General features: G+C 70.5%; 25 protein-coding genes. 4 read left to right on the top strand and 21 right to left on the bottom strand.

The genetic code is table 11. From position 1 onward, the window contains the following. The 12 genes from ABTY62_RS34730 to ABTY62_RS34675 form a co-directional block, all read right to left on the bottom strand. A complete protein-coding gene (locus ABTY62_RS34730) occupies nucleotides 1–2,829 on the bottom strand; it encodes a DEAD/DEAH box helicase (protein WP_352133389.1) in 2,829 nt (942 codons plus the stop codon). A gap of 85 nt (nucleotides 2,830–2,914) precedes the next feature. Continuing rightward, nucleotides 2,915–3,826, bottom strand: a complete 912-nt coding sequence (locus ABTY62_RS34725) for a diacylglycerol kinase (RefSeq protein ID WP_352133388.1) — start codon at nucleotides 3,824–3,826, stop codon at nucleotides 2,915–2,917. Between the two features lie 53 nt (nucleotides 3,827–3,879). Then, nucleotides 3,880–4,821 carry a twin-arginine translocase subunit TatC gene (gene tatC, locus ABTY62_RS34720; protein ID WP_352133387.1) on the bottom strand — a complete coding sequence of 314 codons (942 nt, stop codon included), beginning with the start codon at nucleotides 4,819–4,821 and terminating at the stop codon, nucleotides 3,880–3,882. A 77-nt stretch (nucleotides 4,822–4,898) separates the two neighbouring features. Continuing rightward, on the bottom strand, nucleotides 4,899–5,201 hold the full coding sequence (gene tatA, locus ABTY62_RS34715) for a Sec-independent protein translocase subunit TatA (protein WP_352133386.1): 303 nt from the start codon (nucleotides 5,199–5,201) through the stop codon (nucleotides 4,899–4,901). Nucleotides 5,202–5,406: 205 nt separating this feature from the next. Continuing rightward, nucleotides 5,407–5,646 (bottom strand): hypothetical protein, encoded by a 240-nt coding sequence (locus ABTY62_RS34710; RefSeq protein WP_352133385.1) that lies wholly within the window; start codon nucleotides 5,644–5,646, stop codon nucleotides 5,407–5,409. Between the two features lie 89 nt (nucleotides 5,647–5,735). Further along, nucleotides 5,736–6,002 carry a hypothetical protein gene (locus ABTY62_RS34705; protein WP_311725308.1) on the bottom strand — a complete coding sequence of 89 codons (267 nt, stop codon included), beginning with the start codon at nucleotides 6,000–6,002 and terminating at the stop codon, nucleotides 5,736–5,738. Next, complete coding sequence (locus tag ABTY62_RS34700) at nucleotides 5,992–6,951, bottom strand: helix-turn-helix transcriptional regulator (RefSeq protein ID WP_311725307.1); 960 nt, start codon at nucleotides 6,949–6,951, stop codon at nucleotides 5,992–5,994. Before ABTY62_RS34700 ends, ABTY62_RS34705 begins: the two co-directional genes overlap by 11 nt. Nucleotides 6,952–6,965: 14 nt before the next feature. Then, on the bottom strand, nucleotides 6,966–7,985 hold the full coding sequence (locus tag ABTY62_RS34695; protein WP_352133384.1) for a helix-turn-helix transcriptional regulator: 1,020 nt from the start codon (nucleotides 7,983–7,985) through the stop codon (nucleotides 6,966–6,968). Between the two features lie 153 nt (nucleotides 7,986–8,138). Then, a complete protein-coding gene (locus tag ABTY62_RS34690; protein WP_311725304.1) occupies nucleotides 8,139–8,513 on the bottom strand; it encodes an FKBP-type peptidyl-prolyl cis-trans isomerase in 375 nt (124 codons plus the stop codon). 39 nt (nucleotides 8,514–8,552) lie between these two features. Next, on the bottom strand, nucleotides 8,553–9,551 hold the full coding sequence (locus ABTY62_RS34685) for an FKBP-type peptidyl-prolyl cis-trans isomerase (protein WP_352133383.1): 999 nt from the start codon (nucleotides 9,549–9,551) through the stop codon (nucleotides 8,553–8,555). 120 nt (nucleotides 9,552–9,671) lie between these two features. After that, nucleotides 9,672–11,033: a Pup--protein ligase gene (pafA, locus tag ABTY62_RS34680; RefSeq protein WP_311725302.1), complete on the bottom strand. Its 1,362-nt coding sequence runs from the start codon at nucleotides 11,031–11,033 to the stop codon at nucleotides 9,672–9,674. 9 nt (nucleotides 11,034–11,042) lie between these two features. Then, nucleotides 11,043–12,311, bottom strand: a complete 1,269-nt coding sequence (locus tag ABTY62_RS34675; protein ID WP_352133382.1) for an MFS transporter — start codon at nucleotides 12,309–12,311, stop codon at nucleotides 11,043–11,045. A 224-nt stretch (nucleotides 12,312–12,535) separates the two neighbouring features. Here ABTY62_RS34675 and ABTY62_RS34670 point away from each other — a divergent pair, with 224 nt between their 5' ends. Further along, entirely contained in the window at nucleotides 12,536–13,549 is a 1,014-nt protein-coding gene (locus ABTY62_RS34670) for a LacI family DNA-binding transcriptional regulator (protein ID WP_352133381.1), read from the top strand. 73 nt (nucleotides 13,550–13,622) lie between these two features. Here ABTY62_RS34670 and prcA read toward each other — a convergent pair whose 3' ends face one another. From prcA to arc, 6 genes are all read right to left on the bottom strand, one after another. Next, entirely contained in the window at nucleotides 13,623–14,396 is a 774-nt protein-coding gene (gene prcA / locus ABTY62_RS34665) for a proteasome subunit alpha (RefSeq protein WP_352133380.1), read from the bottom strand. Between the two features lie 53 nt (nucleotides 14,397–14,449). After that, nucleotides 14,450–15,295, bottom strand: a complete 846-nt coding sequence (gene prcB / locus ABTY62_RS34660; RefSeq protein WP_352133379.1) for a proteasome subunit beta — start codon at nucleotides 15,293–15,295, stop codon at nucleotides 14,450–14,452. Continuing rightward, entirely contained in the window at nucleotides 15,247–15,852 is a 606-nt protein-coding gene (locus ABTY62_RS34655) for an endonuclease VII domain-containing protein (protein ID WP_352133378.1), read from the bottom strand. Before ABTY62_RS34655 ends, prcB begins: the two co-directional genes overlap by 49 nt. Nucleotides 15,853–15,902: 50 nt before the next feature. Further along, entirely contained in the window at nucleotides 15,903–16,121 is a 219-nt protein-coding gene (locus tag ABTY62_RS34650; RefSeq protein WP_352133377.1) for a ubiquitin-like protein Pup, read from the bottom strand. 136 nt (nucleotides 16,122–16,257) lie between these two features. Next, complete coding sequence (gene dop, locus ABTY62_RS34645; RefSeq protein ID WP_352133376.1) at nucleotides 16,258–17,769, bottom strand: depupylase/deamidase Dop; 1,512 nt, start codon at nucleotides 17,767–17,769, stop codon at nucleotides 16,258–16,260. Nucleotides 17,770–18,058: 289 nt separating this feature from the next. After that, a complete protein-coding gene (gene arc, locus ABTY62_RS34640; RefSeq protein ID WP_352133375.1) occupies nucleotides 18,059–19,825 on the bottom strand; it encodes a proteasome ATPase in 1,767 nt (588 codons plus the stop codon). A 255-nt stretch (nucleotides 19,826–20,080) separates the two neighbouring features. Here arc and ABTY62_RS34635 point away from each other — a divergent pair, with 255 nt between their 5' ends. Then, on the top strand, nucleotides 20,081–20,371 hold the full coding sequence (locus ABTY62_RS34635) for a ferredoxin (RefSeq protein WP_311725344.1): 291 nt from the start codon (nucleotides 20,081–20,083) through the stop codon (nucleotides 20,369–20,371). A 37-nt stretch (nucleotides 20,372–20,408) separates the two neighbouring features. On the opposite strand, the gene ABTY62_RS34630 is transcribed toward ABTY62_RS34635, so the two are convergent. From ABTY62_RS34630 to ABTY62_RS34620, 3 genes are all read right to left on the bottom strand, one after another. Next, the gene (locus tag ABTY62_RS34630; RefSeq protein ID WP_352133374.1) at nucleotides 20,409–21,017 is read right to left on the bottom strand and encodes a hypothetical protein; all 609 of its coding nucleotides are present in this window, start codon (nucleotides 21,015–21,017) and stop codon (nucleotides 20,409–20,411) included. Between the two features lie 152 nt (nucleotides 21,018–21,169). Beyond that, complete coding sequence (locus tag ABTY62_RS34625) at nucleotides 21,170–22,108, bottom strand: tRNA (adenine-N1)-methyltransferase (protein WP_352133373.1); 939 nt, start codon at nucleotides 22,106–22,108, stop codon at nucleotides 21,170–21,172. A 70-nt stretch (nucleotides 22,109–22,178) separates the two neighbouring features. Then, the gene (locus tag ABTY62_RS34620) at nucleotides 22,179–23,420 is read right to left on the bottom strand and encodes a site-2 protease family protein (RefSeq protein ID WP_352133372.1); all 1,242 of its coding nucleotides are present in this window, start codon (nucleotides 23,418–23,420) and stop codon (nucleotides 22,179–22,181) included. An 84-nt stretch (nucleotides 23,421–23,504) separates the two neighbouring features. On the opposite strand from ABTY62_RS34620, the gene ABTY62_RS34615 reads away from it, so the two are divergent. Together ABTY62_RS34615 and ABTY62_RS34610 are read left to right on the top strand one after the other, a co-directional pair. Continuing rightward, nucleotides 23,505–24,485: a RecB family exonuclease gene (locus ABTY62_RS34615; protein WP_352133371.1), complete on the top strand. Its 981-nt coding sequence runs from the start codon at nucleotides 23,505–23,507 to the stop codon at nucleotides 24,483–24,485. Between the two features lie 21 nt (nucleotides 24,486–24,506). Beyond that, a complete protein-coding gene (locus tag ABTY62_RS34610) occupies nucleotides 24,507–25,178 on the top strand; it encodes a response regulator (RefSeq protein ID WP_014181038.1) in 672 nt (223 codons plus the stop codon). Nucleotides 25,179–25,319: the final 141 nt, after the last annotated feature.

Below are 25,319 nucleotides of genomic sequence, written 5' to 3'. Positions count from 1 at the left end.
TCAGCCCACCGAGGAGTACGCCACCACGCCGCGCAACAGCCCGTCGACCGCCCGGCGGGCGCTGCGCGCCACCGTGCCGTCCGGCGGGGCGGCCACGGCGATCTGGCCCAGCACATCGATCACCTGCTTGCACCAGCGCACGAAGTCGCCCGCCGGCATCTCGATCTCGCGCAGCAACTCGTCCAGCCCGTGTCCGGAGGCCCAGCGGTACGCGGCCCAGGCGAAGCCCAGGTCGGGCTCGCGCTGGCCGACCCCCTCCGCCTGCTTGATCTTGTGGTCGTCCTCCAGGGCGTCCAGCCGGCCCCAGATCCGGACCATCTCGCCCAGCGCCTCCTTGGCCCGGCCCGCGGGCAGCTTGGGCGGCAGCGCGTCGTCCGCCGCCCGCGCCTCGTAGACCAGCGCCGAGGCGCAGGCCGCGAGCTCCTCGGGCTTCAGCCCCTCCCAGACGCCGTCGCGCAGACACTCGCTGGCGAGCAGGTCCAGCTCCCCGTAGAGCCGGGCGAGCCGCTTGCCGTCGTCGGTGACCTCCTCGCCGCTGAGATAGCCCAGCTCGGTCAGCAGGGCGCAGATCCGGTCGAAGGTGCGCGCGATGGTGTTCGTACGCCCCTCGATGCGCCGCTCCAACTGGCGGGTGTCGCGCAGCAGCCGGTGGTACCGCTCGGCCCAGCGGGCGTGGTCCTCGCGCTCGTCGCAGCCGTGGCAGGCGTGGGCCCGGATGGCGGCGCGCAGCCGGGCGATCTCGATGTCGTCCGCCGCGGCCGAGCGCTGCTTGCGATGGCGGTGCACATCGTGGTGGCCCGCCTTGCTGCGCAGCGCGGACGCCAGGTCCCGGCGGGACTGCGGGCTGCGCGGATTGAAGGACTTGGGGATCCGCATCCGCTCCAGCGGCTCCACCGGCACCGGGAAGTCGATCGCGGCCAGCCGCTTGACCTGGCGCTCGGCCGTGAGCACGAGCGGGCGCGGCCCGTCGTGGTACTCCAGGCCGCGGTGGCCGCCCGTACGCCCGGCCGGCAGCCCGGGGTCGAGCACCAGCGCGAGCCCGGCGTACTTCCCGGTCGGGACGTGGATGACATCGCCGGGACGGAGCTTCTCCAGCACCTCCGCCGCGGCCGCGCGCCGCTGCGCCACACCCTGCCGGGCCAGCTCGGTCTCGCGGTCCTTCAAATCGCGGCGCAGCAGCGCGTACTCGTCGAAGTCGCCGAGGTGGCAGGTCATGGAGGCGCGGTAGCCGCGCAGGCCCTCCTCGTTGCGCTGCACCTGCCGGGAGATGCCGACGACCGCCTTGTCGGCCTGGAACTGCGCGAAGGAGGTCTCGAGCAGCTCGCGGGAGCGGTGCCGCCCGAACTGCGAGACCAGATTGACCGCCATGTTGTACGAGGGCCTGAAGGACGAGCGCAGCGGGTACGTGCGCGTGCCGGCCAGGCCGGCGAGGGCGCCCGGGTCCATCGCGCGCTGCCACAGCACCACGGCGTGGCCCTCGACATCGATGCCGCGCCGGCCGGCCCGGCCGGTCAGCTGGGTGTACTCGCCGGGGGTGATGTCGGCGTGCTGCTCGCCGTTCCACTTGACGAGCTTCTCCAACACCACGGAACGCGCGGGCATGTTGATGCCGAGCGCCAGGGTCTCGGTGGCGAACACCGCCTTGACCAGCCCGCGGACGAACAGCTCCTCCACCACCTCCTTGAACGTCGGCAGCATTCCGGCGTGGTGGGCGGCGATGCCCCGCTCCAGGCCCTCCAGCCACTCGAAGTAGCCCAGCACATGCAGGTCTTCGTCGGGAATGCCGACCGTGCGCTCCTCGACCAGGGAGCGCACCCGGGCGCGCGCCGCCTCGTCGTTGAGCCGCAACCCGGCGTACAGGCACTGCTGTACGGCCGCCTCGCAGCCGGCCCGGCTGAAGATGAAGGTGATCGCGGGCAGCAGCCCCTCGGCGTCGAGCCGCTCGATGACCTCGGGCCTGCCGGGGGTCCAGATCCGGCTGCGCTGACGGCGCTCGCGCTCGCGGTCGGCCTCGCGCATGTTGTTCCGGCCGCGGCGCTTGTCGCGGCCGAAGCTCGGCCGAGTGCTCTCCATGCGGGCCACCCGGACCAGGTCGGGGTTGACCTCCCGGCGGCCGCTCTGGCCGTCCCCCGGTGTGCTCTTCTCCTCGAAGAGGTCGTACATCCGCCGCCCGGCCAGCACGTGCTGCCACAGCGGGACGGGGCGGTGCTCGGAGACGATCACCTCGGTGTCGCCGCGGACGGTGTCGAGCCAGTCGCCGAACTCCTCCGCGTTGGAGACGGTCGCGGACAGGGACACCAGCGTCACCGAGTCGGGGAGGTGGATGATGACCTCTTCCCAGACGGCGCCGCGGAACCGGTCGGAGAGGTAGTGGACTTCGTCCATCACCACATAGCCGAGCCCCAGCAGCGACTGGGAGCCCGCGTACAGCATGTTGCGCAGCACCTCGGTGGTCATCACGACCACCGGGGCGTCGGAGTTGATGCTGTTGTCACCGGTGAGCAGACCGACCCGGTCGGCGCCGTAGCGCTTCACGAGGTCGGTGTACTTCTGGTTCGACAGCGCCTTGATGGGCGTGGTGTAGAAACACTTACGGCCCTGGGTGAGTGCCAGGTGGACGGCGAACTCGCCCACGATGGTCTTGCCCGAGCCGGTGGGGGCGGCGACCAGCACGCCCTTTCCGGTCTCCAGGGCCTTGCACGCCTCGATCTGGAACGGGTCCAGTTCGAAGTCGTACATCTCGCGGAAGGGGGCCAGCGCGGTGGCCTCCTCGGCCGCCCGCAGACGGGCCGCGGTGTAGCGCTCGGCGGGAGTCAGCTCGTCGGTCATCGTACGTACGAGACTACCGGCCACCTCCGACAACGCACGCGATCTTTCTCGCCCCTCGGGACGGAGCGGGGGGACGCGGCCGGGATCAGGGGCCCGCGGGCCGCCCCGGCGCTCCCAGCAGGCGCAGGGCGCCGGGCACGGTGGCGGCGGTGAGCGGCAGCGGTCCCAGCCGCTCCCCGTCCGCGTACGCGGTCAGGCCCTCGGCGGCCAGGGACACCGAGGCGGCCCGGTGGCTGGTGACCACCCGGTGGCCGAGGTGGGTGCCCCGGTAGACGCGGGGGAAGACCGTCAGCAGCGTGGTGCGGCTGCACGGGCCGACGACCGTGATGTCGAAGAGCCCGTCGTCGAGGACCGCGTCCGCGCAGATCCGCATGCCACCGCCGTACGAGGCGGCGTTGCCGACGGCTATCAAGGTGGCCTCGACCTCCCGCTCCGGCCCGCCGTCCAGGCTCATCCGGTAGCGGACGGGCCGCAGGGCCGCCAGCTCGGCGAGCATGGCCAGGTCGTAGCGGAGCCGGCCGCTCGGCCGGCGCATCCGGTTGCCGCGCTCGTTGACCCGGGAGTCGAACCCGGAGGCGAGGACGGTGCCGAACCAGACGTCTCCCACCCGCCCGAGGTCGACCGCGCGGCCGCCGTCGCCCTTGAGCGCGGCGGCGATGGAGTGGGCCGCGGCCACCGGGTCGTGTATCGGCAGCCCGTTGGCCCGGGCGAAGTCGTCGCCGCCACCGACGGCGATCACCCCGAGCGGGGTGCCGGTCCCGGCGACCGCCTGGAGGGCGAGCGAGACCATGCCGTCGCCCCCGACGGCCACCAGCGCCCCGGTGCCGCCGGCCACCGCCTCACGGGCCCGCCCCAGGGCGCCTGCGGCGTCGGCGCCCACCACGGTCCGGACGCCGAATCCGGCGTCCCGCAGGGCCCGGGCCGCGGGCCGGGCGGCGCGGGCGCCGCGCCCACGGCCCGCCGTCGGGTTGACGAAGAGGGTGATGTCGCAGGTCACGCGCGGACCCTATCGGCCGGGCCGGTTCAGGTCACCGGCCCGGACGACTCGGGTCAGGTGATGTCGTCGTAGCCGTTCCGCCGGGTCGGGCCCGGGTCCTCCGGGTCGTCGGGGCGGGACACCGGCTCGACATCGCCGACCGGCGCGGGAGTCAGATCGAGGTCGGAGGCCTCGTCGTCGTCGAGCCCCGCGTCCGGGTTGCCGCGCCGGCGCCGGCGGTCGTTGAAGAGGCAGATGCCGGTGGCGCCGAAGTACAGCACCACGATGGGCGCCGCGAGCAGCGACATGGTCAGCGGGTCGCCGGTGGGGGTGGCGACCGCGGCGAAGACGGTGATGCCGACGACCATGCCCCGCCACCAGCCCAGCATCCGCCGACCAGTGATCACCCCGCCGAAGTTCAGCAGCACCAGCAGGAGCGGGAGTTCGAAGGCGAGGCCGAAGACGATCACCATGCGCGTGACGATGTCGAAGAACTCGTCCGCGGGGAACAGGTTGTCCCAGTCCGAGGGGGTGAGGCCGACCAGCGCCCCGGCGGTGGTCGGCAGCACGGCGTACGCGAGCCAGGCGCCGGCCAGGAACAGCGGCACACCGGCGGCCACGAAGCCGAGCGCGTACTTCTTCTCGTGGTTGTGCAGGCCGGGCGCGAGGAACGCCCAGAGCTGATAGAGCCAGATCGGGCTGGAGACGACGACGCCCGTCATCAGGCCCACCTTCAGCATGATCGTGAAGGGGGCGAGAAGGCCGTTGGCGGTGATCTGCGCACAGGGCTCGGCATGCCCGCCGCCGATGCCCTCGCCCTTCTTGCAGCCGACGCTGTCGATCACCGGTCCGGTCAGGAACTCCGCGATCTGCTTGTAGTAGATCAGCGCGACGACCGTGACCACGATGATCGCGACGACCGCTTTCAGCAGTCGGTTGCGCAGCTCTCGCAGATGCTCCGCGAGCGGCATCCGCCCCTCGGGATCCCTCTGCTGTTTGCGGGCAGACTTGAGCAACCCACGTCCTCGTCTCGTGCGAAGGCCGTCGTCGGCTCAGCGAGCCACGGCGGCACTCTCGGCTTGCGTCGGCTCCGTCAGCCCTGGGCGGTGCGGTTCGGCTCGGTGACCGGGCGGGAGCTGGTCACATCGCCGGGAGCCGCCTGGATGGTCCGCGGCGCGGGCTGCGGCGCGGCCGGGTCGGCGGGCGCCGCCTGGGCGGCGGCCTCGGTGGTCTTCGCCGCTTCGTCGTCCTTCTTCATGGCCTTGGCCTCGCTCTTGAGGATGCGGGCCGACTTGCCGAGGGACCGAGCCATGTCCGGAAGCTTCTTGGCACCGAAGAGCAGCAGGATGACAACGAGAATGAGAATGATCTCGGTGGGCCTGAGATTGCCGAGCATGTGCGACTACCTTCTCGCCGGGGCGGCGTAACTTTCATGCCTGCCGTTTGGGTATCGGACTGGCGTGCTAGTGCTGGCAGCGATCGTAACCCGCTGGGGTAAACCCTGGGCAATCCCCGTGCATACTCCCTATTGCGACCACACCGCCGCCGTCACGACTGCGCCAAGCAGCCTACCCCGCCGACCTGTCCGTCAGTCTCTGGCTTCAGTCGCCCGCCGGGTCCGACGAAAGTCCGGTGTCGGGCCCCCGGCGCAGCGCGTCCACCTGGCCGCCGAGCGGGGCCGTGGCCCGCTCCAGGTCCTCGGCGGCCCGGGTGATCTGCCGCGAACTCTCCCCCACCTGCCGCGCCAGCCTGCGCACTTCGACGAAGACCCGTACGGCGAGCACGGCGAGAACGGCGATCCCGGTGAAGGCGAGAGCGAGGGCGAGCATCGGCCAGAGCATGAGCCAGAGCCTATCGGGGGCCCGGGCCGCTGATCCTCACCGCTCGGCTTCGAGCTCCACCCGTCGGGGCGCGCCCAAGCCCTGCGGGCTCAGACCTTGGAGTGCAGCCGCAGGGTTCTCACCCCGCCGCCGGTGAGCAGCTCCACGATCCGCTCCCCCGCCGGTTTGCGCACCGCCGACCCGCAGTCGGGGCAGGTGAAGGAGTAGAACGTGGTGCGGTCACTCCCCCCGATCGCCAGCCGCAGGGCGGTGGCCGCCAGTTCGAATCGGCCGCGGCAGTCCGGACAGGCTGCCTTGAAGATCACCGAGGTGGGATTCCCCCCAGCGGTCACTGTGCGTGTCCCTTCACTCACCATAGGCCGCGAGCGCCCGCTGCGCCGCGTCCCGCGCGCTGTCCGCCAGCCCCTGCGGCGAGACGATCCTGCCGTCCCTGCCGAGCCGCAGCGCCAGGCGGCGCAGCGAGCCGGGGTCGGGGGTGCGCAGCGTGATCCTGAGGCCGCCGTCGGGCAGCTCCTCCGCACTGTCGTGCGGGTAGTACTCGGCGACCCAGCGCCCACCGGGGCCGACCTCGACGACCACCTCGGGGTCCTCGGCACCGGTCTGCACCAGCCCGGCCGACAGGTCCGACAGATCGCGCAGCTCGATCGGCGGCGGGTCGGCGGGCGCGTCGAGCAGCTTGATCTCCGCGACCCGGTCGAGACGGAACGTGCGCCGCGCCTCGGAGAGCCGGCACCACGCCTCCATATAGGTGTGGCCGACGGCGAACAGCCGGATCGGGTCCACCTCGCGCTCGGTGAGCTCGTCCCGCGCGGGCGAGTAGTAGCGCAGCCACAGGCGCCGGCGCTCGGCGATGGCGCGGTCGACGTCGGCGAACACCCCGCCCTCCGACTCGAAGGTGACCGACAGCCGGGAGCTGGCGCCGGCCGCCTCGCCGGCCGCGGCCTCCAGCTTGGCGGTGGCGCGCAGCAGCGCGTCCCGGTCGCCCTCGCGCAGCCCGGGAAGGGTGGCGACGGCGCGGGCGGCGACCAGCAGCGCGGTGGCCTCGTCGGCGGCGAGCCGCAGCGGCTCGGCGACATCGTCGGGGTTGTGCCACCAGATGCACTCGCCGTCGGTGTCGATGTCCAGCAGGTCGCCGCCGCGGAAGCTGGTGCCGCACAGCGGCAGCACATCCAGGTCCGAGATCAGCTCGTCCTCGCTGATACCGAAGGCGCGGGCGACATCGGCCACACGGGCGCCGGGGCGCTCGCGCAGATACGTCACCAGCGACAGCATCCGGCGGGTCTGGTCAATGGCGTTTCCGGCCATGCGTTGCGGCCCCCTCAGCCCTTGGCGACGGCGCGCAGCCGCTCGACGACATCGGCCCGCAGCTCATCGGGCGCCAGCACGACCACGTCCGGGCCGAACTCCACCAGCCAGGCGTCGAGCCCGTGTCCGTACGGGATCTCCAGCTCGTCCCAGCCGTCGCCCAGCGGGCTGGTCCCCAGCGCCCTGGCCCGCAGCGGGTAGCCGTGGCCGGAGCGCAGTCTGATCCGGGCGGTGCCGGTGGCGGTCTCCCCCGACCAGCGCTCCACCGTCTCGCGCACGGTGACGTGATCGGGCACCTCGACGGTGTAGGCGCCGGCCCTCAGACGCACCTTGCCGGTGATCCTGGAGAGCCGGAAGACGCGCTCGGCCGCCCGCTCACGGTCCCACCCGGCCAGATACCAGTGGCCGCGCCAGCACTCCAGGGCCCACGGCTCGACCTGGCGCTGCCCGGGCTGGGCGGCGTTCGCCTTGCGGTAGTCGAACAGCACGGGGCGGCGGTCGCGGCAGGCGACCATCAGAGGCTCGAAGGCCGCCTCGTGCACCGGGATCCGCGGCTCCAGGGCGCCGACCGGCTGCGTGTCGTACGGATCCTCGGCCAGCGGCATCCCGGCGGCGCGCAGCTTCTGGAGCGCGCCGCTGGCGGCGCCCGCGAGCCGGGCCTGCTGCCAGACCTTCGCGGCCAGACCGAGGGCCGCGGCCTCCTCGGCGTCCAGGGTGATCGGGGGGAGGCGGTTGCTGTCGCGGCGGGCCAGGTATCCGATCTCGCCGTCGACGCTCTCCACGGTCTCGATGACCAGGCCCAGCTCGCGCAGATCGTCCTTGTCCCGCTCGAACATGCGGTTGAAGGCATCGTCGCTGCCGCCGGAGCCGGAGCCCGCGCCGGCCGCCGACGCGGAACCCGAAGTCGCCGAAGCCGCGGAAGCCTCGATGTATGCCTCTATGGACTCCCGCAGTTCACGCTTGGTCAACGGGCGCCGGGTCCCCAGCAGGCACAGCGCCAGGTTCATCAGCCGCTCAGCCTTGGCAATCGCCATCGACGCCCTTTCCTCGTGACCTTACGACCGTGACCGTACCGCTACAGGGACGCGGGACAAAAGCCGAGGGCCCCTGCCGGGCGGCAGGGGCCCTCGACGGGCGCTTCGGCCACGACCCGGAGGCTCACCCTCCGGCCGTCGACGAGACAGACCTCAGACAGCGACCAGGTCGCACACGAAGATCAGCGTCTCACCCGGCTTGATCTTGCCGCCGCCGGCGCCGCGGTCCCCGTAGGCCCGGTGCGGCGGAATGGTCAGCTGGCGGCGGCCGCCGACCTTCATGCCCTGGAGTCCCTGGTCCCAGCCGGAAATGACCTGGCCGGCCCCGAGCTGGAACTCCAGCGGGGTGCCGCGGTTCCAGCTCGCGTCGAACTCCTCGCCGGTGCTGAAGGCGACGCCGACGTAGTGGACCTTGACGGTGGCTCCGGCCTTGGCGACGGGACCATCGCCCTCCCAGATGTCCTTGATCTCCAGGTCCTTCGGCGGCTCGCCGCCCGGGAAGTCGACCTCGGGCTTGTCGATGCTCACGAAATTGCTCCTCTTACGTGGTGGGCAACCTGCCCAGTCTTACAGAACCGCCAGGATGTCGACCGAGAAGACCAGCGTGGAGTTGGCGGGGATGCCCTGCTGGGCCTTCTTTCCGTAGCCGAGGTCCGGCGGGATGACGATCAGCACACGGCTGCCGGCCTTCTTGCCGGTCAGCCCCTCCGCCCAGCCCTGGACGACCTGCTGAAGCGAGAACTGCGCCAGCTGGCCCTTCTTGTACGTGGAGTCGAACTCCTTGCCGCCCTCCCACAGCACGCCCTTGTACTGGACGAGCACCGTGTCGGTGGCCTTCACCTTCGGCCCGTCGCCCTCGATGACATAGGCCGAGACGAGCTTCTTCGGCGCGGCCTTCTTCGGGACCTCGATGGTGGGCGCCTTGCCGTCGGTCTCGGTGCCCACCTTGGGCAGGTCGGCGTTGGCCTGCGCCACCACGCGGCCCTTGGCCGAGCTCTTGCCGTTGAAGGCGTTCACGATGTCGACGACGAACACCATGGTGTCGGTGCCCTTGATCCCCGCCTGCGGCTGGCCCTGCTTGCCGTATCCCAGGGCCGGCGGAATGGCCAGCTCCACCCGGCTGCCGACCTTCTTGTCCACCAGCCCCTGGTCCCAGCCCGGGATGACCTGGCCGACGCCGATCTGGAAGACGGCCGGCTTCCCCCGGTCGTAGGAGTTGTCGAAGACCTTCGCGGTGTTCCAGATCTGACCGAGATAGTCCACCTGGAGGTAGTCACCCTTGACCACCTTGGCCCCGTCGCCCTTGATGACCGTCTTGACCGCCAACGACGAGGACGGCTGCCCCGCGCCCTTGGCGACCTCCGGCTTCTGGCCGAACTTCGTGCCACCGGTGATGGCCGGCACCGGCCCGCTCACCATCTTGCCGGTCGGCTCCGCCGAAGGGCTGCCGGCCTCCGGCGAGGGCGAGGTCTTGGAGGACTTCTCGGATCCTGCTTTCTCACTGCCGCAGCCCGCGGCGGTGAGCAGGCCTGCGGGCACGGCAAGAAGTACGGAGCGTCGGCGCACGGAAGTCCTCGTCGGTAGAGCCTGCGGGGGGCAACGCGCGCCACTCTACGACGTGCCGCGGGCCCCGTACGCGAAACGTACGGGGCCCCGCGCCGGACATGGGCCGTCCGGGCGCCGCGGTCACATTCCGGCGATGAGCTTCTCCACCCGATCGTCCACCGAGCGGAACGGGTCCTTGCACAGCACCGTGCGCTGCGCCTGATCATTGAGTTTGAGGTGCACCCAGTCGACGGTGAAGTCGCGGCGCTGTTCCTGGGCACGGCGGATGAAGTCGCCGCGCAGCCGCGCGCGGGTCGTCTGCGGGGGCACCGACTTGCCTTCGAAAATCTTCAAGTCGTTGCACACCCGGGCCGCCTGACCACGCTTCTCCAGAAGGTAGTACAGCCCCCGGCGGCGGTGGATGTCGTGGTAGGCGAGGTCTATCTGGGCGATCCGCGGATGCGACATGGTGATGTTGTTCTTGGCGCGGTACCGCTCGATCAGCCGGTATTTCATCACCCAGTCGATCTCGGTGTCGATCCGGTCCAGCTCTTCGGTGCGGATCGCCTCCAGCGTGCGGCCCCACAGCTCCAGGACCCGCTCGACGGTACCGGTGCGGATGCCCCGCCGCTCGCAGAAGTCGAGCGCCTTTTCGTAGTACTCCTGCTGCACCTCGAGGGCCGACGCCTCACGCCCGCTGGCCAGGCGCACCTTGCGCTGCCCGGTGATGTCATGGCTGACCTCGCGGATGGCCCGGATGGGGTTCTCCAGCGTCAGATCACGCATCACGGTGCCCGCCTCGATCATGCGCAGCACCAGGTCGGTGGCGCCGACCTTGAGCAGCATGGTCGTCTCGGACATGTTGGAGTCGCCCACGATGACATGCAACCGGCGGTAACGCTCGGCGTCGGCGTGCGGCTCGTCACGGGTGTTGATGATCGGCCGGGAGCGCGTGGTCGCGGAGCTGACGCCCTCCCAGATGTGCTCGGCACGCTGGCTGACGCAGTAGACCGCGCCACGCGGCGTCTGTAGCACCTTGCCCGCCCCGCACAGCAGCTGCCGGGTCACCAGGAACGGGATGAGAATGTCGGCGAGACGGGAGAACTCACCATGCCGGGCCACCAGATAGTTCTCGTGGCAGCCGTACGAGTTCCCGGCGGAGTCGGTGTTGTTCTTGAAGAGATAGACGTCGCCTGCGATTCCCTCCTCGTGCAGGCGGCGCTCGGCGTCCACGAGCAGACCTTCGAGAATGCGCTCGCCTGCCTTGTCGTGGGTGACCAGCTCGGTCACGTTGTCGCACTCGGGAGTTGCGTATTCCGGGTGCGAACCCACGTCGAGATAGAGGCGGGCGCCGTTGCGCAGGAAGACATTGCTGCTGCGGCCCCAGGAGACGACACGGCGGAAGAGGTAGCGCGCCACTTCGTCAGGAGACAACCGGCGCTGTCCCCTGAATGTGCACGTGACGCCGTACTCGTTCTCCAGCCCGAAAATGCGGCGGTCCATGCCTGAACATTACGCCTGATGGCCTGCTCTGAAACCGGGTTCGACGGCACGGTTGCGATCATTTTCCGCCCGAGATTCATCCGGGCCGCCCGGTGTCCCGTCCTGCGCGCCGGTGAGGAAGCGCGCCGTGGCCAGCAGCACGGCCAGGGCCACCAGCCCGGCCGCACCCGGCACGGCGAAGGCCGCCGCGACCCCGCCGAGCTCCATCACGGGCCCCGCGGCGGCCGTTCCCGCGGCGTTGCCGACCACGAACGTGGTCACCAGCCAGGAGAACGCCTCGGTGACGGTGCCTCGCGGGGCGTGCCGGTCGACGACCACGAACACACAGGCGAGCGCGGGAGCCAGGAAGACGCCTGACAGGCCCGCCAGCGCCGTCATCGCCACCACCCCGGGCACCAGGACCAGCGGCAGGTAGCCGAGCGCCAGAGCGGCTACCAGGACCCGCAGCCGCCGCTCCGGCGGGCCGGCCCAGGGCCGGGCGCCGTACGCCAGGCCGCCGACCAGCGCGCCGACCCCGAGCGCCGAGAGCAGATAGCTGGACACCATGCCGCCGCCGTGCTCGTCCGCGTACCCGACGGCCGCCACGCCGATCGAACCGAGGGCGACACCCACGAAGAAGAAGGTGCCGAGGAGCACCAGCAGCCCCCGCGAGCGCAGCGCGCCCAGCCAGTGCGCCTCGCGCGGGGCCGAGCGCCAGCGCCGGGAGGGCGGCGAGAGCACGACCGACAGCGCGCCCCCGACCCCGATGGCGTTGATGACCAGCAGCGCCGCCGCCTCCGACCAGAAAGCGACCAGGGCGGTCACCAGCAGCGGACCGACGGAGAAGATCACCTCCTGCGCGACCGCGTCCAGGGCGTACGCCGCGTGCACCCGGTCCTCCCGGCCGAGCACCCCGGGCCACAGCGCCCGCAGCCCGCCCTCCAGGGGCGGAGTGAACAGACCCGCGGCGAGCATCGCGGCGTACGCGACGGGCAGCGGGTCGAGCCCGACCACGGCGAACACGGCCATGGCGAGCGCGGAGAGCACGGCCGCGGGCAGCATCACCCGCGGCTGTCCGTAGCGGTCCACGGCCCGGCCGAGCAGCGGCTGGCCCAGGGCGTTGCCCACGCCGTAGACGGCGGAGAGCCCGCCCGCCAGGGCGTAGCTGCCGCCCTCGGCGCGGGTGAAGAGCACGACGGCGAGGGCGGCGGTGGCATTCGGCAGCCGGCCGACGAGCGTGCCGACGAGAAGCCGGGCCGCGTGCTTCGTGCGCAGCAGATCCCCGTAGCCAGCCGCCATGGTCCGCCCCTTCGATTCCTGTTCTCCCCCGGGCGCGTCCGGGTGAAGTTTTACGTATAACGTCCGCCGTTATACGTATCATGGCTGGCGACCCGGGTCCACCTCGCGGTGGGCGACCGAGACGACCACGACGAGGGGAGGGCGAAGTGGCGAGCGTGCAAGGAGACCGCACGCCGGGAGCGCGCGCACCCGGCGGACCGGGGGCGCGAGCGACCAGCCGGGACGTGGCACGCCACGCCGGCGTGTCGCAGGCGACCGTGTCGCTGGTCCTGGGCGACAAGTGGACGGGGAGAGTCTCACCGCGCACCGTGGAAGCCGTACGCACCGCCGCGCGCGAACTCGGATACCGCCCGAACCTCGCGGCGCGCAGCCTCCGCCTCGGCCGGACCAGGACCGCGCTGCTCGTCGTCCCCGCACTGACCACGGAATTCTTCGCCCGCGTGTACACCGGCGCGACACGCGTGGCCGCCGAAGGCGGCTTCGGCGTGGTGCTCTACCCGTCACCGGAAGGCGTCGGCCCGGCACGCGACCCCTTCGACTCCGCCCGCGCCTCACTCGACGGCGTGATCGCCTCCTCAATGGCGGCCGACGCGCTGGCCGCGGTGCGCGGCGGCGGGCTACCGCTGGTGATGCTCGACAGCGCACCCGACGACAAAGTCGCCGCGGCCACCGTCAACCTCGACATCGCCGACGGGATGCGCCAGACCGCGGAACACCTCCTGGGCCTTGGACACCGCCGCATCGCCCATGTGGCGGCCGGCGTGGACACCTGGACCTTCCGGGTCCGCGCGCGGGCCCTGGCAGCCACGGTGGGCGCCGTCCCGGGCGCCACAGTGCACACCGAGACGGCCCCGCTGACGGTCGACGAGGGACACCGCGCGGCCGAACGGGCACTCACCCGGCCCGGCCCCCGCCCCACGGCCCTCGTGTGCGACGACGACATCCTGGCGGCGGGCGCCTGCAAGGCCGCCCGGCGGCTCGGGCTGCGAGTACCGGACGACGTCTCCGTCACCGGCTTCGACGACCTGGCACTGGCCACAGCGGTCGACCCGGAACTGACCACGGTACGACTGCCCGCCGAGGCGGTCGGCGCGGCCGGGATGCGGGCACTGATGGCGGTGCTGGACGGCGAGACGGCGCACAGCGACACGACACTGCCGGTCGAACTCGTCCCTCGGGGGTCCAGCGGCCCGCCACCGCGCCAGGCCCCGTCCGGCGACGGATGCCCTCCCGCGTAGCGGGCGCGGAGACACAACGCGCGGCGCGCCCCGGCCTGAGCCGGGGCGCGCCGCGCGTTGTGAGGTGGTGGGGTCAGTCCTCGGTCTCGGAGGTGTCCTCGGCCGGGGACTCGGACTCCGACTCCGAATCCGACTCTGCGGCAGCGCTCTCCGCCTCCAGGAGGCGGGTCAGCTGACCGCCCAGCACCCGCTTGAACTTCCGCTGCTGGGGCCGCGTCCGGTCCAGCACCGCGACCTCGAGCTGCTCGGCGGTGAGGCTGCGCTCGCCGCCGTTGCTGTCCCGGGCCAGGGACTCGACGGCCAGCTTGAGCGCCTCGGCCAGGGTCATGCCGTCCTGGTGGCGCTGGTCGAGATAGCTGCTGATCTGGTCGGCGTTACCGCCCACCGCGACCGAGCCGTGCTCGTCGACGATGGAACCGTCATGCGGCAGCCGGTAGATCTGGTCGTCCTCGGGGCCGTCCCCGACCTCGGCGACGATCAGCTCCACCTCATAGGGCTTCTCCGCGGCGCTGGAGAAGATGGTGCCGAGGGTCTGGGCATAGACATTGGCAAGGCCGCGGGCGGTCACATCGCCGCGGTCGTAGGTGTAACCGCGCAGGTCGGCGTAGCGGACACCGCCGATGCGCAGATTCTCGAACTCGTTGTACTTGCCGACCGCCGCGAAGGCGATCCGGTCGTAGATCTCACTGACCTTGTGCAGCGCGCGGGACGGGTTCTCCGCGACGAACAGGATGCCGTCGGCGTACTGGAGCACGACCACGCTGCGGCCGCGCGCGATGCCCTTGCGGGCGTACTCGGCGCGGTCGGCCATGGCCTGCTGGGGCGATACATAGAACGGCGTTGTCACCGGCTATCCGTCCTTTTCTGTCATTGGCGAATGCATTCCGGGTCGACCGTCCCTCAGAGCAGCGAGGCCCGCGGGCCGTCCGGCTCCTCGAGCCGCCGCTCGTGGATGGTACGGGCGATCTCGGACACCTCCGCCTCGGTGAGCCTCTTGAAGCCGTCCTCGGTGATCACCGTGATGATGGGGTAGATGCGCCGGGCGAGGTCGGGGCCGCCGGTCGCGGAGTCCTCGTCGGCGGCGTCGTACAGCGCCTGGACGACGGCGGTGGCCGTCTGGGCTTCGGTCAGGTCCTCGCGGTACAGCTTCTTGAGAGCGCCACGGGCGAACAGCGAGCCGGAACCGGTGGCGGCGAAGCCGAACTCCTCGGAGCGCCCGCCGGTCACGTCGTAGGAGAAGATGCGGCCCTTCTCGCGGTCGACGTCCCAGCCCGCGAAGACGGGGACGACGGCCAGGCCCTGCATGGCCATGCCGAGATTGCCGCGGATCATGGTCGACAGCCGGTTTGCCTTGCCCTCCAGGGAGAGGATGGTGCCTTCGACCTTCTCGAAGTGCTCCAGCTCCAGCTGGAAGAGCTTCACCATCTCCACGGCGAAGCCGAGCGTGCCCGCGATGCCGACGGCCGAGTACTCGTCGGCGGGGAAGACCTTCTCGACGTCGCGCTGGGAGATGAGGTTGCCCATCGTCGCGCGGCGGTCGCCGGCGAGCACCACCCCGCCTGGGAAGGTGGCCGCGACGATCGTCGTGCCGTGGGGGGCCTCGATCGCGCCCTGCACCGGGGGGAGCGGACGGTTCCCCGGGAGCAGCTCCGGCGAGTGGGCGCCGAGAAAGTCCATGAACGAGGCCGACCCAGGCGTCAGGAAGGCAGCTGGTAGACGCCCGGTGCTACGAGAATTGGCTTCCACGCGTTTCCTTCCAAGTATGTCGCGGCCCGCCTTATCACGTCGGGCCGATCCTTGAACTGCCCCAGTGCCGCATTGCAACTGAAGCACAGTACGCCACGGACCCTACCCTTCTCATGGCAGTGATCCACATGTGCGGGCGGAGCTGCAAGGCATATACAGCAGACGCCTCCTTGGGAGGCGACCAACTTGTCACGTTCCGCTTCGGTCATGCCGTACTCACGCTTCAGATGATCTTGCCGCCCCTGGACCGCCCGGCATGCTTTGCAGCGTGTCGACAGGCCGTCAGACGCAGTGGCATTGCGATGCCACTCACTGTGAGGCTTGATCTCACCACACGTCCGGCAAAGCTTCTGCCCAGCCGGTACGTCCACCTTCTCGCGTACAGCCTTCCCCATGGCCTCCCGGCGGCGCCGGTAGTGCGCGGCGCTGTACTCCGCCACGCACTCCCGGCACCGCACCTGAAGGCCGTCACGCCGGTTCCGGTCTCGCGCGAATGCGGCTACAGGCAGGTCCCTCTTGCATTCCGTGCACTGCTTCGTGTTCGGCTCGCTAGCCACTCCCACTCCCCCCAACCTTCGATCCGAAGGCAAAAGCAGCTAAATGGCCTTTACTGTCCACCCTTTTGCACGAAGGAGCGCACGAAATCCTCGGCATTAGCCTCGAGTACGTCGTCGATTTCGTCCAGAACGTCGTCCACGTCGTCGCTCAGCTTCTCTTGCCGTTCCTTGAGGTCTTCGGCCGCCTGCGCGTCCTGCGCCTGCTCCTCGACCTCCTCGGTCGTGCGCGACGCCTTCTGCTGTCCGCCGCCGGTGTCCTTTGTCGCCATATCCCTCACCCCGCTCTTTTCGCCCCAGCTTGATTGGATCGGTCAAGATCAGACCCTACAAGCCGGGTCCGACATCGGCCTCGCAGTTGTTACAACGCTCCGAGGCCACCACGATGATTCCCGGCCGCGGCCCATTTCAGCCCCCCGAGAGCACCCGGACCAGGTCTTCGGCCGTGCGGCAGCGGTCCAGCAGTTCCTTGACGTGGTTCCTGGTGCCGCGCAGCGGCTCCAGGGTGGGGACCCGTTGCAGGGAGTCACGGCCCGGCAGGTCGAAGATCACCGAGTCCCAGGAGGCCGCGGCCACGTCGTCGGCGTACTGCTCCAGACAGCGGCCACGGAAGTAGGCCCTGGTGTCCTCCGGCGGCTTGCTGCGGGCCCGGGACACATCGGACTCGTCCAGCAGCCGCTTCATCTTGCCGCGGGCCACCAGACGGTTGTACAGACCCTTCTCGGCGCGCACGTCGGCGTACTGGAGGTCCACCAGGTGCAGCCGGGCCGCGTCCCACTCCAGGCCGTCACGGCGCCGGTAGCCCTCCATGAGCTCGCGCTTGGCGACCCAGTCCAGCTCGCCGGACAGGCTCATCGGATCCCGTTCCAGGCGGTTCAGGACGTCCTCCCAGCGGGTGAGCACATCCCGGGTCTGGTCGTCGGCGTCCGCGCCGAACCGGTCCTCGACGTACTTGCGGGCCAGCTCGAAGTACTCCATCTGGAGCTGGACCGCGGTGAGTGTGCGGCCGCTGCGCAGTGTGACCAGGCGGCGCAGCGTCGGGTCGTGGGAGACCTGGTGCAGGGTGCGCACGGGCTGGTCCACGGCGAGGTCCACGGCGATGAAGCCGTCCTCGATCATCGAGAGCACCAGGGAGGTGGTGCCGAGCTTGAGGTAGGTCGAGATCTCGGAGAGGTTGGCGTCGCCGATGATCACGTGCAGCCGCCGGTATTTCTCGGCGTCGGCGTGCGGCTCGTCGCGGGTGTTGATGATGGGGCGCTTGAGGGTGGTCTCGAGGCCCACCTCGACCTCGAAGTAGTCGGCCCGCTGACTGATCTGGAAGCCGTGTTCGTGGCCGTCCTGGCCCAGGCCGACGCGGCCGGCGCCGGTGACGACCTGGCGGGAGACGAAGAAGGGAGTGAGGTGGCGCACGATGTCCGAGAAGGCGGTCTCCCGCTTCATCAGGTAGTTCTCGTGTGTGCCGTAGGAGGCGCCCTTGTTGTCGGTGTTGTTCTTGTAGAGGAGGATCGGCTGGGCTCCGGGCAGCTGGCCGGCGCGCAGGGCGGCCTCGGCCATGATGCGCTCGCCGGCCTTGTCCCAGAGCACCGCGTCCCTGGGGTTGGTCACCTCGGGGGCGGAGTACTCGGGGTGTGCGTGGTCGACGTAGAGTCGCGCGCCGTTGGTGAGGATGACGTTGGCCAGGCCGATGTCCTCGTCCGTGAGCTGGCTGGCGTCGGCGGACTCGCGTGCGAGGTCGAAGCCGCGGGCGTCCCGCAGCGGGTTCTCCTCCTCGAAGTCCCAGCGGGCGCGGCGCGCCCGGTGCATCGCCGCGGCGTACGCGTTGACGACCTGGGATGAGGTGAGCATGGCATTGGCGTTCGGGTGGCCCGGGACGGAGATCCCGTACTCCGTCTCGATCCCCATTACTCGCCGTACGGTCATGCGGCCCTCCTTGCCCGGCGTCGCCCCTGGGCGGGGTCGGCGCTCAAGTACCGCGGTGCTTCCGGTCCGTGCGCGGCCCCCGATCCCCCGCACCGCGCTGCCGCGGTACCGCAGAGCCTAGAACCGCCACGCGGCTCTGAGGCGATCATTTCAGTCATTGCTCCGGTCCGGCTCGTAGGTGCCCGCTCGCTGTGCTGACAGGTCCGTCATACGCGTCCGAATTCGCGGTCCGAAAAGCGCATCCGGCTGCGGATGCCCCGTCCAGGACATCCGCAGCCGGACAGCGGTGTTACAGGTACTGACCGGTGTTCGCCACCGTGTCGATGGAGCGTCCCGTGTCCGCGCCCTGCTTTCCGGTGACCAGGGTGCGGATGTAGACGATCCGCTCGCCCTTCTTGCCGGAGATGCGGGCCCAGTCGTCGGGGTTCGTGGTGTTGGGCAGGTCCTCGTTCTCCTTGAACTCGTCCACGCAGGCGGCGAGCAGGTGGGAGACGCGGAGGCCCTTCTGGTTGTGGTCGAGGAAGTCCTTGATGGCCATCTTCTTGGCCCGGTCCACGATGTTCTGGATCATGGCGCCGGAGTTGAAGTCCTTGAAGTAGAGGACTTCCTTGTCGCCGTTGGCGTAGGTGACCTCGAGGAAGCGGTTCTCCTCGGACTCGGTGTACATCTGCTCGACGACCGACTGGATCATGCCGCCGACCGCCGCCTTCGGGGAGCCGCCGTGCTCGGCGAGGTCGTCCGAGTGGATGGGCAGGGTCTGGGTCAGGTACTTCGAGAAGATGTCCTTGGCGGCCTCGGCGTCCGGACGCTCGATCTTGATCTTCACGTCCAGGCGGCCGGGGCGCAGGATCGCGGGGTCGATCATGTCCTCGCGGTTGGAGGCGCCGATGACGATCACATTTTCCAGGCCCTCGACACCGTCGATCTCGGAGAGCAGCTGGGGGACGATGGTGTTCTCCACGTCCGAGCTGACGCCGGAGCCGCGGGTCCGGAAGAGGGAGTCCATCTCGTCGAAGAAGACGATGACCGGCGTGCCCTCGCTGGCCTTCTCCCGCGCCCGCTGGAAGACCAGCCGGATGTGCCGCTCCGTCTCGCCGACGTACTTGTTGAGCAGCTCGGGGCCCTTGATGTTGAGGAAGAAGCTCTTCCCCGCGGGCTTGCCGGTCACCTCGGCGACCTTCTTGGCAAGGGAGTTGGCCACGGCCTTGGCGATCAGGGTCTTGCCGCAGCCGGGCGGGCCGTACAGCAGCACACCCTTGGGCGGCCGCAGTTCGTGCTCCTTGAACAGGTCGGGGTAGAGGTACGGGAGCTCGACCGCGTCCCTGATCAGCTCGATCTGGTTGCCCAGGCCGCCGATCTTGGTGTAGTCGATGTCCGGGACCTCTTCGAGGACGAGCTCTTCGACCTCGCTCTTGGGGACGACCTCGTAGACGTAGCCGGAGCGGGGCTCGAGCAGCAGGGCGTCACCGGGGCGGATGGTGGTGGCCAGCAGCGGCTCGGCGAGCCGCACCACGCGCTCCTCGTCGGTGTGCCCGATGACCAGGGCGCGCTCGCCGTCCTCAAGGACCTCCTTGAGGGTGACGATGTCCCCGGCGCGCTCGTACTCCATGGCCTCGACCACGTTGAGCGCCTCGTTGAGCATGACCTCCTGGCCGCGCCTGAGGTCCTCGAGGTCGACGCTGGGGCTGACGTTCACCCGGAGTTTCCGGCCTCCGGTGAAGATGTCGGCCGTGCCGTCCTCGTTGGCCTGTAGAAACACTCCGAAGCCGGCCGGGGGCTGCGCGAGCCGGTCGACCTCCTCCTTGAGGGCCACGATCTGGTCGCGGGCCTCACGGAGCGTGTTGGCGAGCCGCTCGTTCTGTGCGGACACGCCCGCCAGGTTGGTCTGCAACTCGACGATCCGCTCTTCGAGAATCCTCGTGTGCCGCGGAGAGTCGGCGAGCTTACGTCGCAGGACGGCGATTTCCTGCTCGAGATAGGCAACCTGGCCGGCTGGGTCATCAGACCCCCGCCCCGGCCGGATGCCGCGGTTGATGTCGTCGTCGTGGGCTGCCACGGTCCTCACCTCCTCCAAGGGGAGCTGGACGCTTCCTGACCCTACCTGGGCCGGTGCGGGTTGAAACCCCTAGATCACAAACCCGGTCGGCGTGTGTCCGATCTTCACCCTTGCGCACTCCCTCACGCCAGGTGAATACCCACCCAACAACATCGGAAAGCGACCGGTTGTATCGTCGAGATGGTCAACACCCGCCAAGGCTGGCGCTATTTAGTCAATGTTGAAACATGTATTAGGGGACGGCAGATCGTGACGGTGCGGAACGAGGAGCTCGGTGATCTTGAAGTCTGGATCGATCAGGATCTGTGCACGGGGGACGGCATCTGTGCCCAGTACGCACCCGAGATCTTCGAACTCGACATCGACGGTCTAGCTTACGTCAAGAGCGCCGACGACGAATTGTTGCAGGACAAGGGGGCCACGACACGGGTGCCGCTGCCCCTGCTCAAGGATGTCGCGGACTCCGCCAAGGAGTGTCCCGGCGACTGCATCCATGTACGGCGGGTATCCGACCAGGTCGAGGTGTACGGCCCGGACGCCGACTGACGGCGCGCCGGGCCGGCGCGGGACGTGGTGTGACGGGTCAGACACTGCCGGCGACGGGCAGCGCCTTGAGTACGAACTTGCCGTCCTGCCACTGCCAGTTGACCTTGCGCTGGAGGTCCGGGCAGCAGCGCGGCACCTGCTGCGAGGAGTATCCGAGCAGAGTGGCCGAAACCTTGGTTCCGCGCAGCGCGAAATCCGTGACGCTCATGCGTTCCTTGGGGTCGAGGAAGGTGGCCACGATCCTCGGCCGCCCCGCCTCGCCCTTCTCCTTGCCATCCGGCTGGGCCAGCACATACATGCCGCTGGGCGGGGTGCCCGTCGCGGAGTGGCAGCGCACCACGGCCACGGTCTCGGGCCGGCCGTCACCGTCGAGATCCCCCGAGGCGCGGTCCGTGACGTCCACCGTTTCCGGGCCGCAGTCCACCGGGTAGTCCGCGGTGGTGGGGTCCGGGGCCTCGGCACCCGGGGCGCCGGGTGTGCCCGCGCCCGGTGCGGCCGCGGTCGTGGGGGTGTCGGTCGTGGCCTTGGCGTCGGAGGGCTGGAGCACCGCCGCCCCGGCGACGACGGCGGCGAGGGCGGTCGCTGTCGCGAGCCAGTGCACCGGCCGGGGGTGGGTGTGCGGGAGGTCCGGGCCCAGGGGCTGCACGCGGCGTGACTCCTGTGAGAGCGGTGGCGTCAGGGGGTGCCCCGCATCGTGCCACATCTCACACGGCGCGGCCACCGCCTCCCCTGCGGAATTCCAGGGGAAGTCGGTGGCCGCGTACAGGTGTTGGCGCGGGGCGCCGGTGGGGGTCCGGGTCAGCCGCGGTCGGCGGAGCCGTTCGCGGGGGTCTCCGCGCCCCCGGCCGACCCGCCGCTGCCCCAGCCCGCGTAGTCCTCGCCGTAGGCGCCCTTGGCGGGCCTGCGGCGGCGCAGCGGGGGCTCCACGCCGTCGGCGAGGCGGCGGGCGGTGAGCAGGAAGCCGGTGTGCCCGATCATCCGATGGTCGGGGCGCACCGCGAGCCCCTCGACGTGCCAGGTGCGGACCATGGTTTCCCAGGCCGCGGGCTCGTTGAAGGTGCCGTGCTCGCGGATGGCCTCGACGGTGCGGGCCAGCTGTGTGGTGGTGGCGACGTAGGCGCACAGGATGCCGCCGGGGACGAGCGCCTTGGAGACGGGCCCCAGGCACTCCCAGGGGGCCAGCATGTCCAGGATGACGCGGTCGACGTCGGTGTCGGAGAGGGTGTCCTGGAGGTCGCCGACGGTGAGCTGCCAGGCGGGGTGCGGGGAGCCGAAGTAGCGCTCCACGTTCTGCTTGGCGATCTCGGCGAAGTCGGCCCGGCGCTCGTAGGAGTGCAGCATGCCCTGGTCGCCGATGGCGCGCAGCAGGAAGGTGCTGAGCGACCCCGAGCCGACGCCCGCCTCGACGACGCGCGCGCCGGGGAAGATGTCGGCCATCGCCAGGATCTGCCCCGCGTCCTTGGGGTAGACCACGGCGGCACCGCGTGGCATGGACAGGACATAGTCGGGGAGCAGGGGGCGCAGCGCGAGGTACGCGACGTTTCCCGTGGTGCGCACGACGGTTCCCTCGGGGGCGCCGATCAGCTCGTCATGGGGGAAGGAACCCTTGTGGGTGTGGAAGTTCTTCCCGGCCTCGAGCGTGAACGTGTAGTGGCGTCCCTTGGGATCGGTGAGCTGGACCTGGTCCCCGACCTGAAAGGGCCCGCGACGGCGGGCGGCACCGGTCGGTTCGGACATGTGGCCAGCCTACCGGGCCTGCGGGGACGCGCTGACCGCCGGTCCGGCAAGCCTCAGCGCCCGGTGGGTGTCAGGAGGGTGTTCTTGCCATGGCGGCCACGAAGGCGCGCTCGACGTCGGCCGTCGACAGGACGCCGTAGATCTCCCCGGTCTCCTCGACCACCAGGTATTCGGTGGCGGGGGTGGCGCGCAGGGTGTCCAGCAGTTCTTCGCCCGTGAGCTCGGCGGAGACCCGCATGCCGTCCTTGAGGTCCTGGGCCAGGCCGCTGACCGCGACCCAGGGGCGGCGGTGTTCGGGGATCCCGACGATGGCGGCCTCGCGGACCACGGCGGTGGGCGTGCCCTGGCCGTCGACCACGACGAGGGCGCGCGCCCCCGCCTCATTGGCGCGGCGCAGCGCCTCCGAGAGGGGGGTGTCGGCGGCGACCGGCACGGCACGCCGGGTGAGGGTGCGGGCCCGCAGGTCCGGGAGGCGCTCACGCAGCCGGGCCATGCGCAGGCTGTTTCCGGCGCCGGTCCAGATGATCGCGGCCAGTATGGCGGCGAGCAGCGCGTCGGTGAGCGAGTCGACGCTGCCGAAGCCCTCGGACTCGTTCCCGAGCCCGCCGGCCTGGGTGGCCAGCGGCAGGCCCACCAGGACCGCGACGGCGAGCGCCCGGCCGGTCCAGGCGGCGGCGATCGTGCCCGTCATGGGCTTGCCGCTGATCTTCCAGACCACGGCGCGCAGCATGCGGCCGCCGTCCAGGGGCAGGCCGGGCAGCAGGTTGAAGATGGCCACGATGAGGTTGGAGATCATCAGCCCGGCGAGCAGCACCCCGGGTACCGTGCCCGGCTCCACGACCAGCATGCCGAGGTAGAACAGGCCGGAGAGGATCAGGGAGAGCAGCGGGCCGACGAAGGCCAGGACGAACTCGCGGCCGGGTGTCTCGGACTCCTTCTCGATCTCCGAGACTCCGCCGAAGAACTGGAGCTGGATCCGGCGCACCGGGAGCTTGAAGCGCAGCGCCGCGATGGTGTGGGCGAGCTCGTGGACCAGCACGGAGGCGTAGAAGGCCACCGCGAAGAACAGCGAGACGATGTAGCGGGCGGCGCCCAGCTCGGGCAGCACCCGCTCCAGCTGACCGCCGAAGACCCAGGTGATGAGCGCGGCGACCAGAAACCAGCTGGGCGAGACGTACACGGGCACACCGAACGGCCGGCCCATCAGGAAGCCGCCGCCCGCCTCACGGGGGCGCTGCGGCTTTTCGCCCTCGGGCTCGGTCGTACCGTCCGATCCCCCGCTGTCGGACTGCCGCTGCCCGCTGTTGTCCACGGTGTCCCCTCGTCGGATGCGTCGTTCGCACCGCTTCTTCGGTATGGTCCCCACGATCATGCAGTGCGAGGACCTCGGACGTCGATGGTATGCGTCCGGCTGTCGGTGGCGGGCCGTAGGGTCTGCGCCATGGGAACCTCCACCGGGAAGGCCGAGCGGGCCGATCGGACGCCGGAGTCCGAGCGGCCCTCCGCTGTGTCGCCGTCCGCGCGCAGCTTGTCACGGTCCGCGCCGTCGTTGTCGCCATCGCGCGCGGCGGACTTCATGCAGTGTCCGTTGCTGTACCGCTTCCGGGTGATCGACAAACTGCCGGAGAAGCCGAGCGCCGCCGCGACCCGCGGCACGGTGGTGCATGCGGTGCTGGAGCGCCTGTTCGATTCCCCGGCCGTGGAACGCACCGCCCCGCGCGCCCGCGCGATGGTGCCGGGTGAGTGGGAGCGGCTGCTGAAGGCCCGGCCGGAGCTGGGAGAGCTGTTCCGTGCGGAGGACGGCACGGAGGACCCGGAGCGGCTGGAGCGATGGCTCGCGGATGCCGAGCGGCTGGTCGAGCAGTGGTTCTCGCTGGAGGACCCGACGCGCCTGGAGCCCGCCGAGCGGGAGCTGTACGTGGAGACGCGGCTGGACTCCGGGCTGACGCTGCGCGGCTATATCGACCGGGTCGACGTCGCCCCGAGCGGCGAGGTGCGGATCGTCGACTACAAGACCGGCAAGGCGCCCGCCCCGCAGTACGCGGCGGACGCGCTGTTCCAGATGAAGTTCTACGCCCTGGTGTTGTGGCGGCTGCGGGGGGCGGTGCCGCGCCGGCTCCAGCTGGTCTACCTGGGCAGCGGCGATGTGCTGACGTACGACCCGCAGGAGTCCGACCTGCTGGCCGTGGAGCGCAAGGTGCGGGCCCTGTGGGAGGCGATCGCGCAGGCGATGGCCGGCGGCGTCTTCCTGCCGCGCCGGACGAAGCTGTGCGGATGGTGCGACCACCAGGCGCATTGCCCGGAATTCGGTGGGACTCCCCCGCCTTATCCGCTGGCCACCGTCCCCGAGCAGTCCGGCAGAATGGGGCAGGTCTAGCGGTCCACCGAAGGAGATCCTGTGGCTATCCGCGTCCTACTGGTCGACGACCAGCCGCTGCTGCGCACCGGCTTCCGGATGATTCTCGAGGCCGAGCAGGATCTGGCGGTCGTCGGCGAGGCGGGAGACGGGCTACAGGCCCTGGACCAGGTGCGGGCGCTCCAGCCGGACGTGGTGCTGATGGACATCCGTATGCCGCGGATGGACGGGGTGGAGGCGACCCGGCAGATCACCGGCCCGGGCCGGGACGGTCCGGCCAAGGTGCTGGTGCTGACCACCTTCGATCTGGACGAGTATGTGGTGGAGGCGCTGCGCGCGGGGGCCAGCGGCTTTCTGCTGAAGGACGCGCCGGCCCATGAGCTGGTGCAGGCGATCCGGGTGGTGGCGGCGGGCGAGGCGATGCTGGCGCCGAGCATCACCCGGCGGCTGCTCGACAAGTACGCGGGGCATCTGCCGTCCGGCGAGGAGCCGGTGCCGGACACCCTGCACACCCTCACCGAGCGCGAGGTGGAGGTCCTGAAGCTGGTCGCCAAGGGGCTGTCCAACGCGGAGATCGCGGCGGATCTGTTCGTCAGCGAGACGACGGTGAAGACCCATGTGGGGCATGTGCTGACGAAGCTGGGGCTGCGGGACCGGGTGCAGGCCGCGGTCTACGCGTATGAGAGCGGGCTGGTGCGGCCCGGCGCTCAGTAGCGCGCGAGCGCCTCTGCTCGCACTTTCGCACCGGGCGCGCCCGCGCAGATCGGCGCGCGGCTGTCGGCGCACGCGACAAGGGCCGTATCCCTCCGCCTCCTGGCGGCACGGGATACGGCCCTTGTCACTGCTTGTCGCCGC

This window comes from Streptomyces sp. NPDC097640, from assembly GCF_040302705.1.
In the GTDB taxonomy this organism is placed as follows: Bacteria; Actinomycetota; Actinomycetes; order Streptomycetales; family Streptomycetaceae; genus Streptomyces.
Note: the sequence above shows the minus strand (reverse complement) of the source record. Positions and strands in the feature narration are given on the sequence as shown.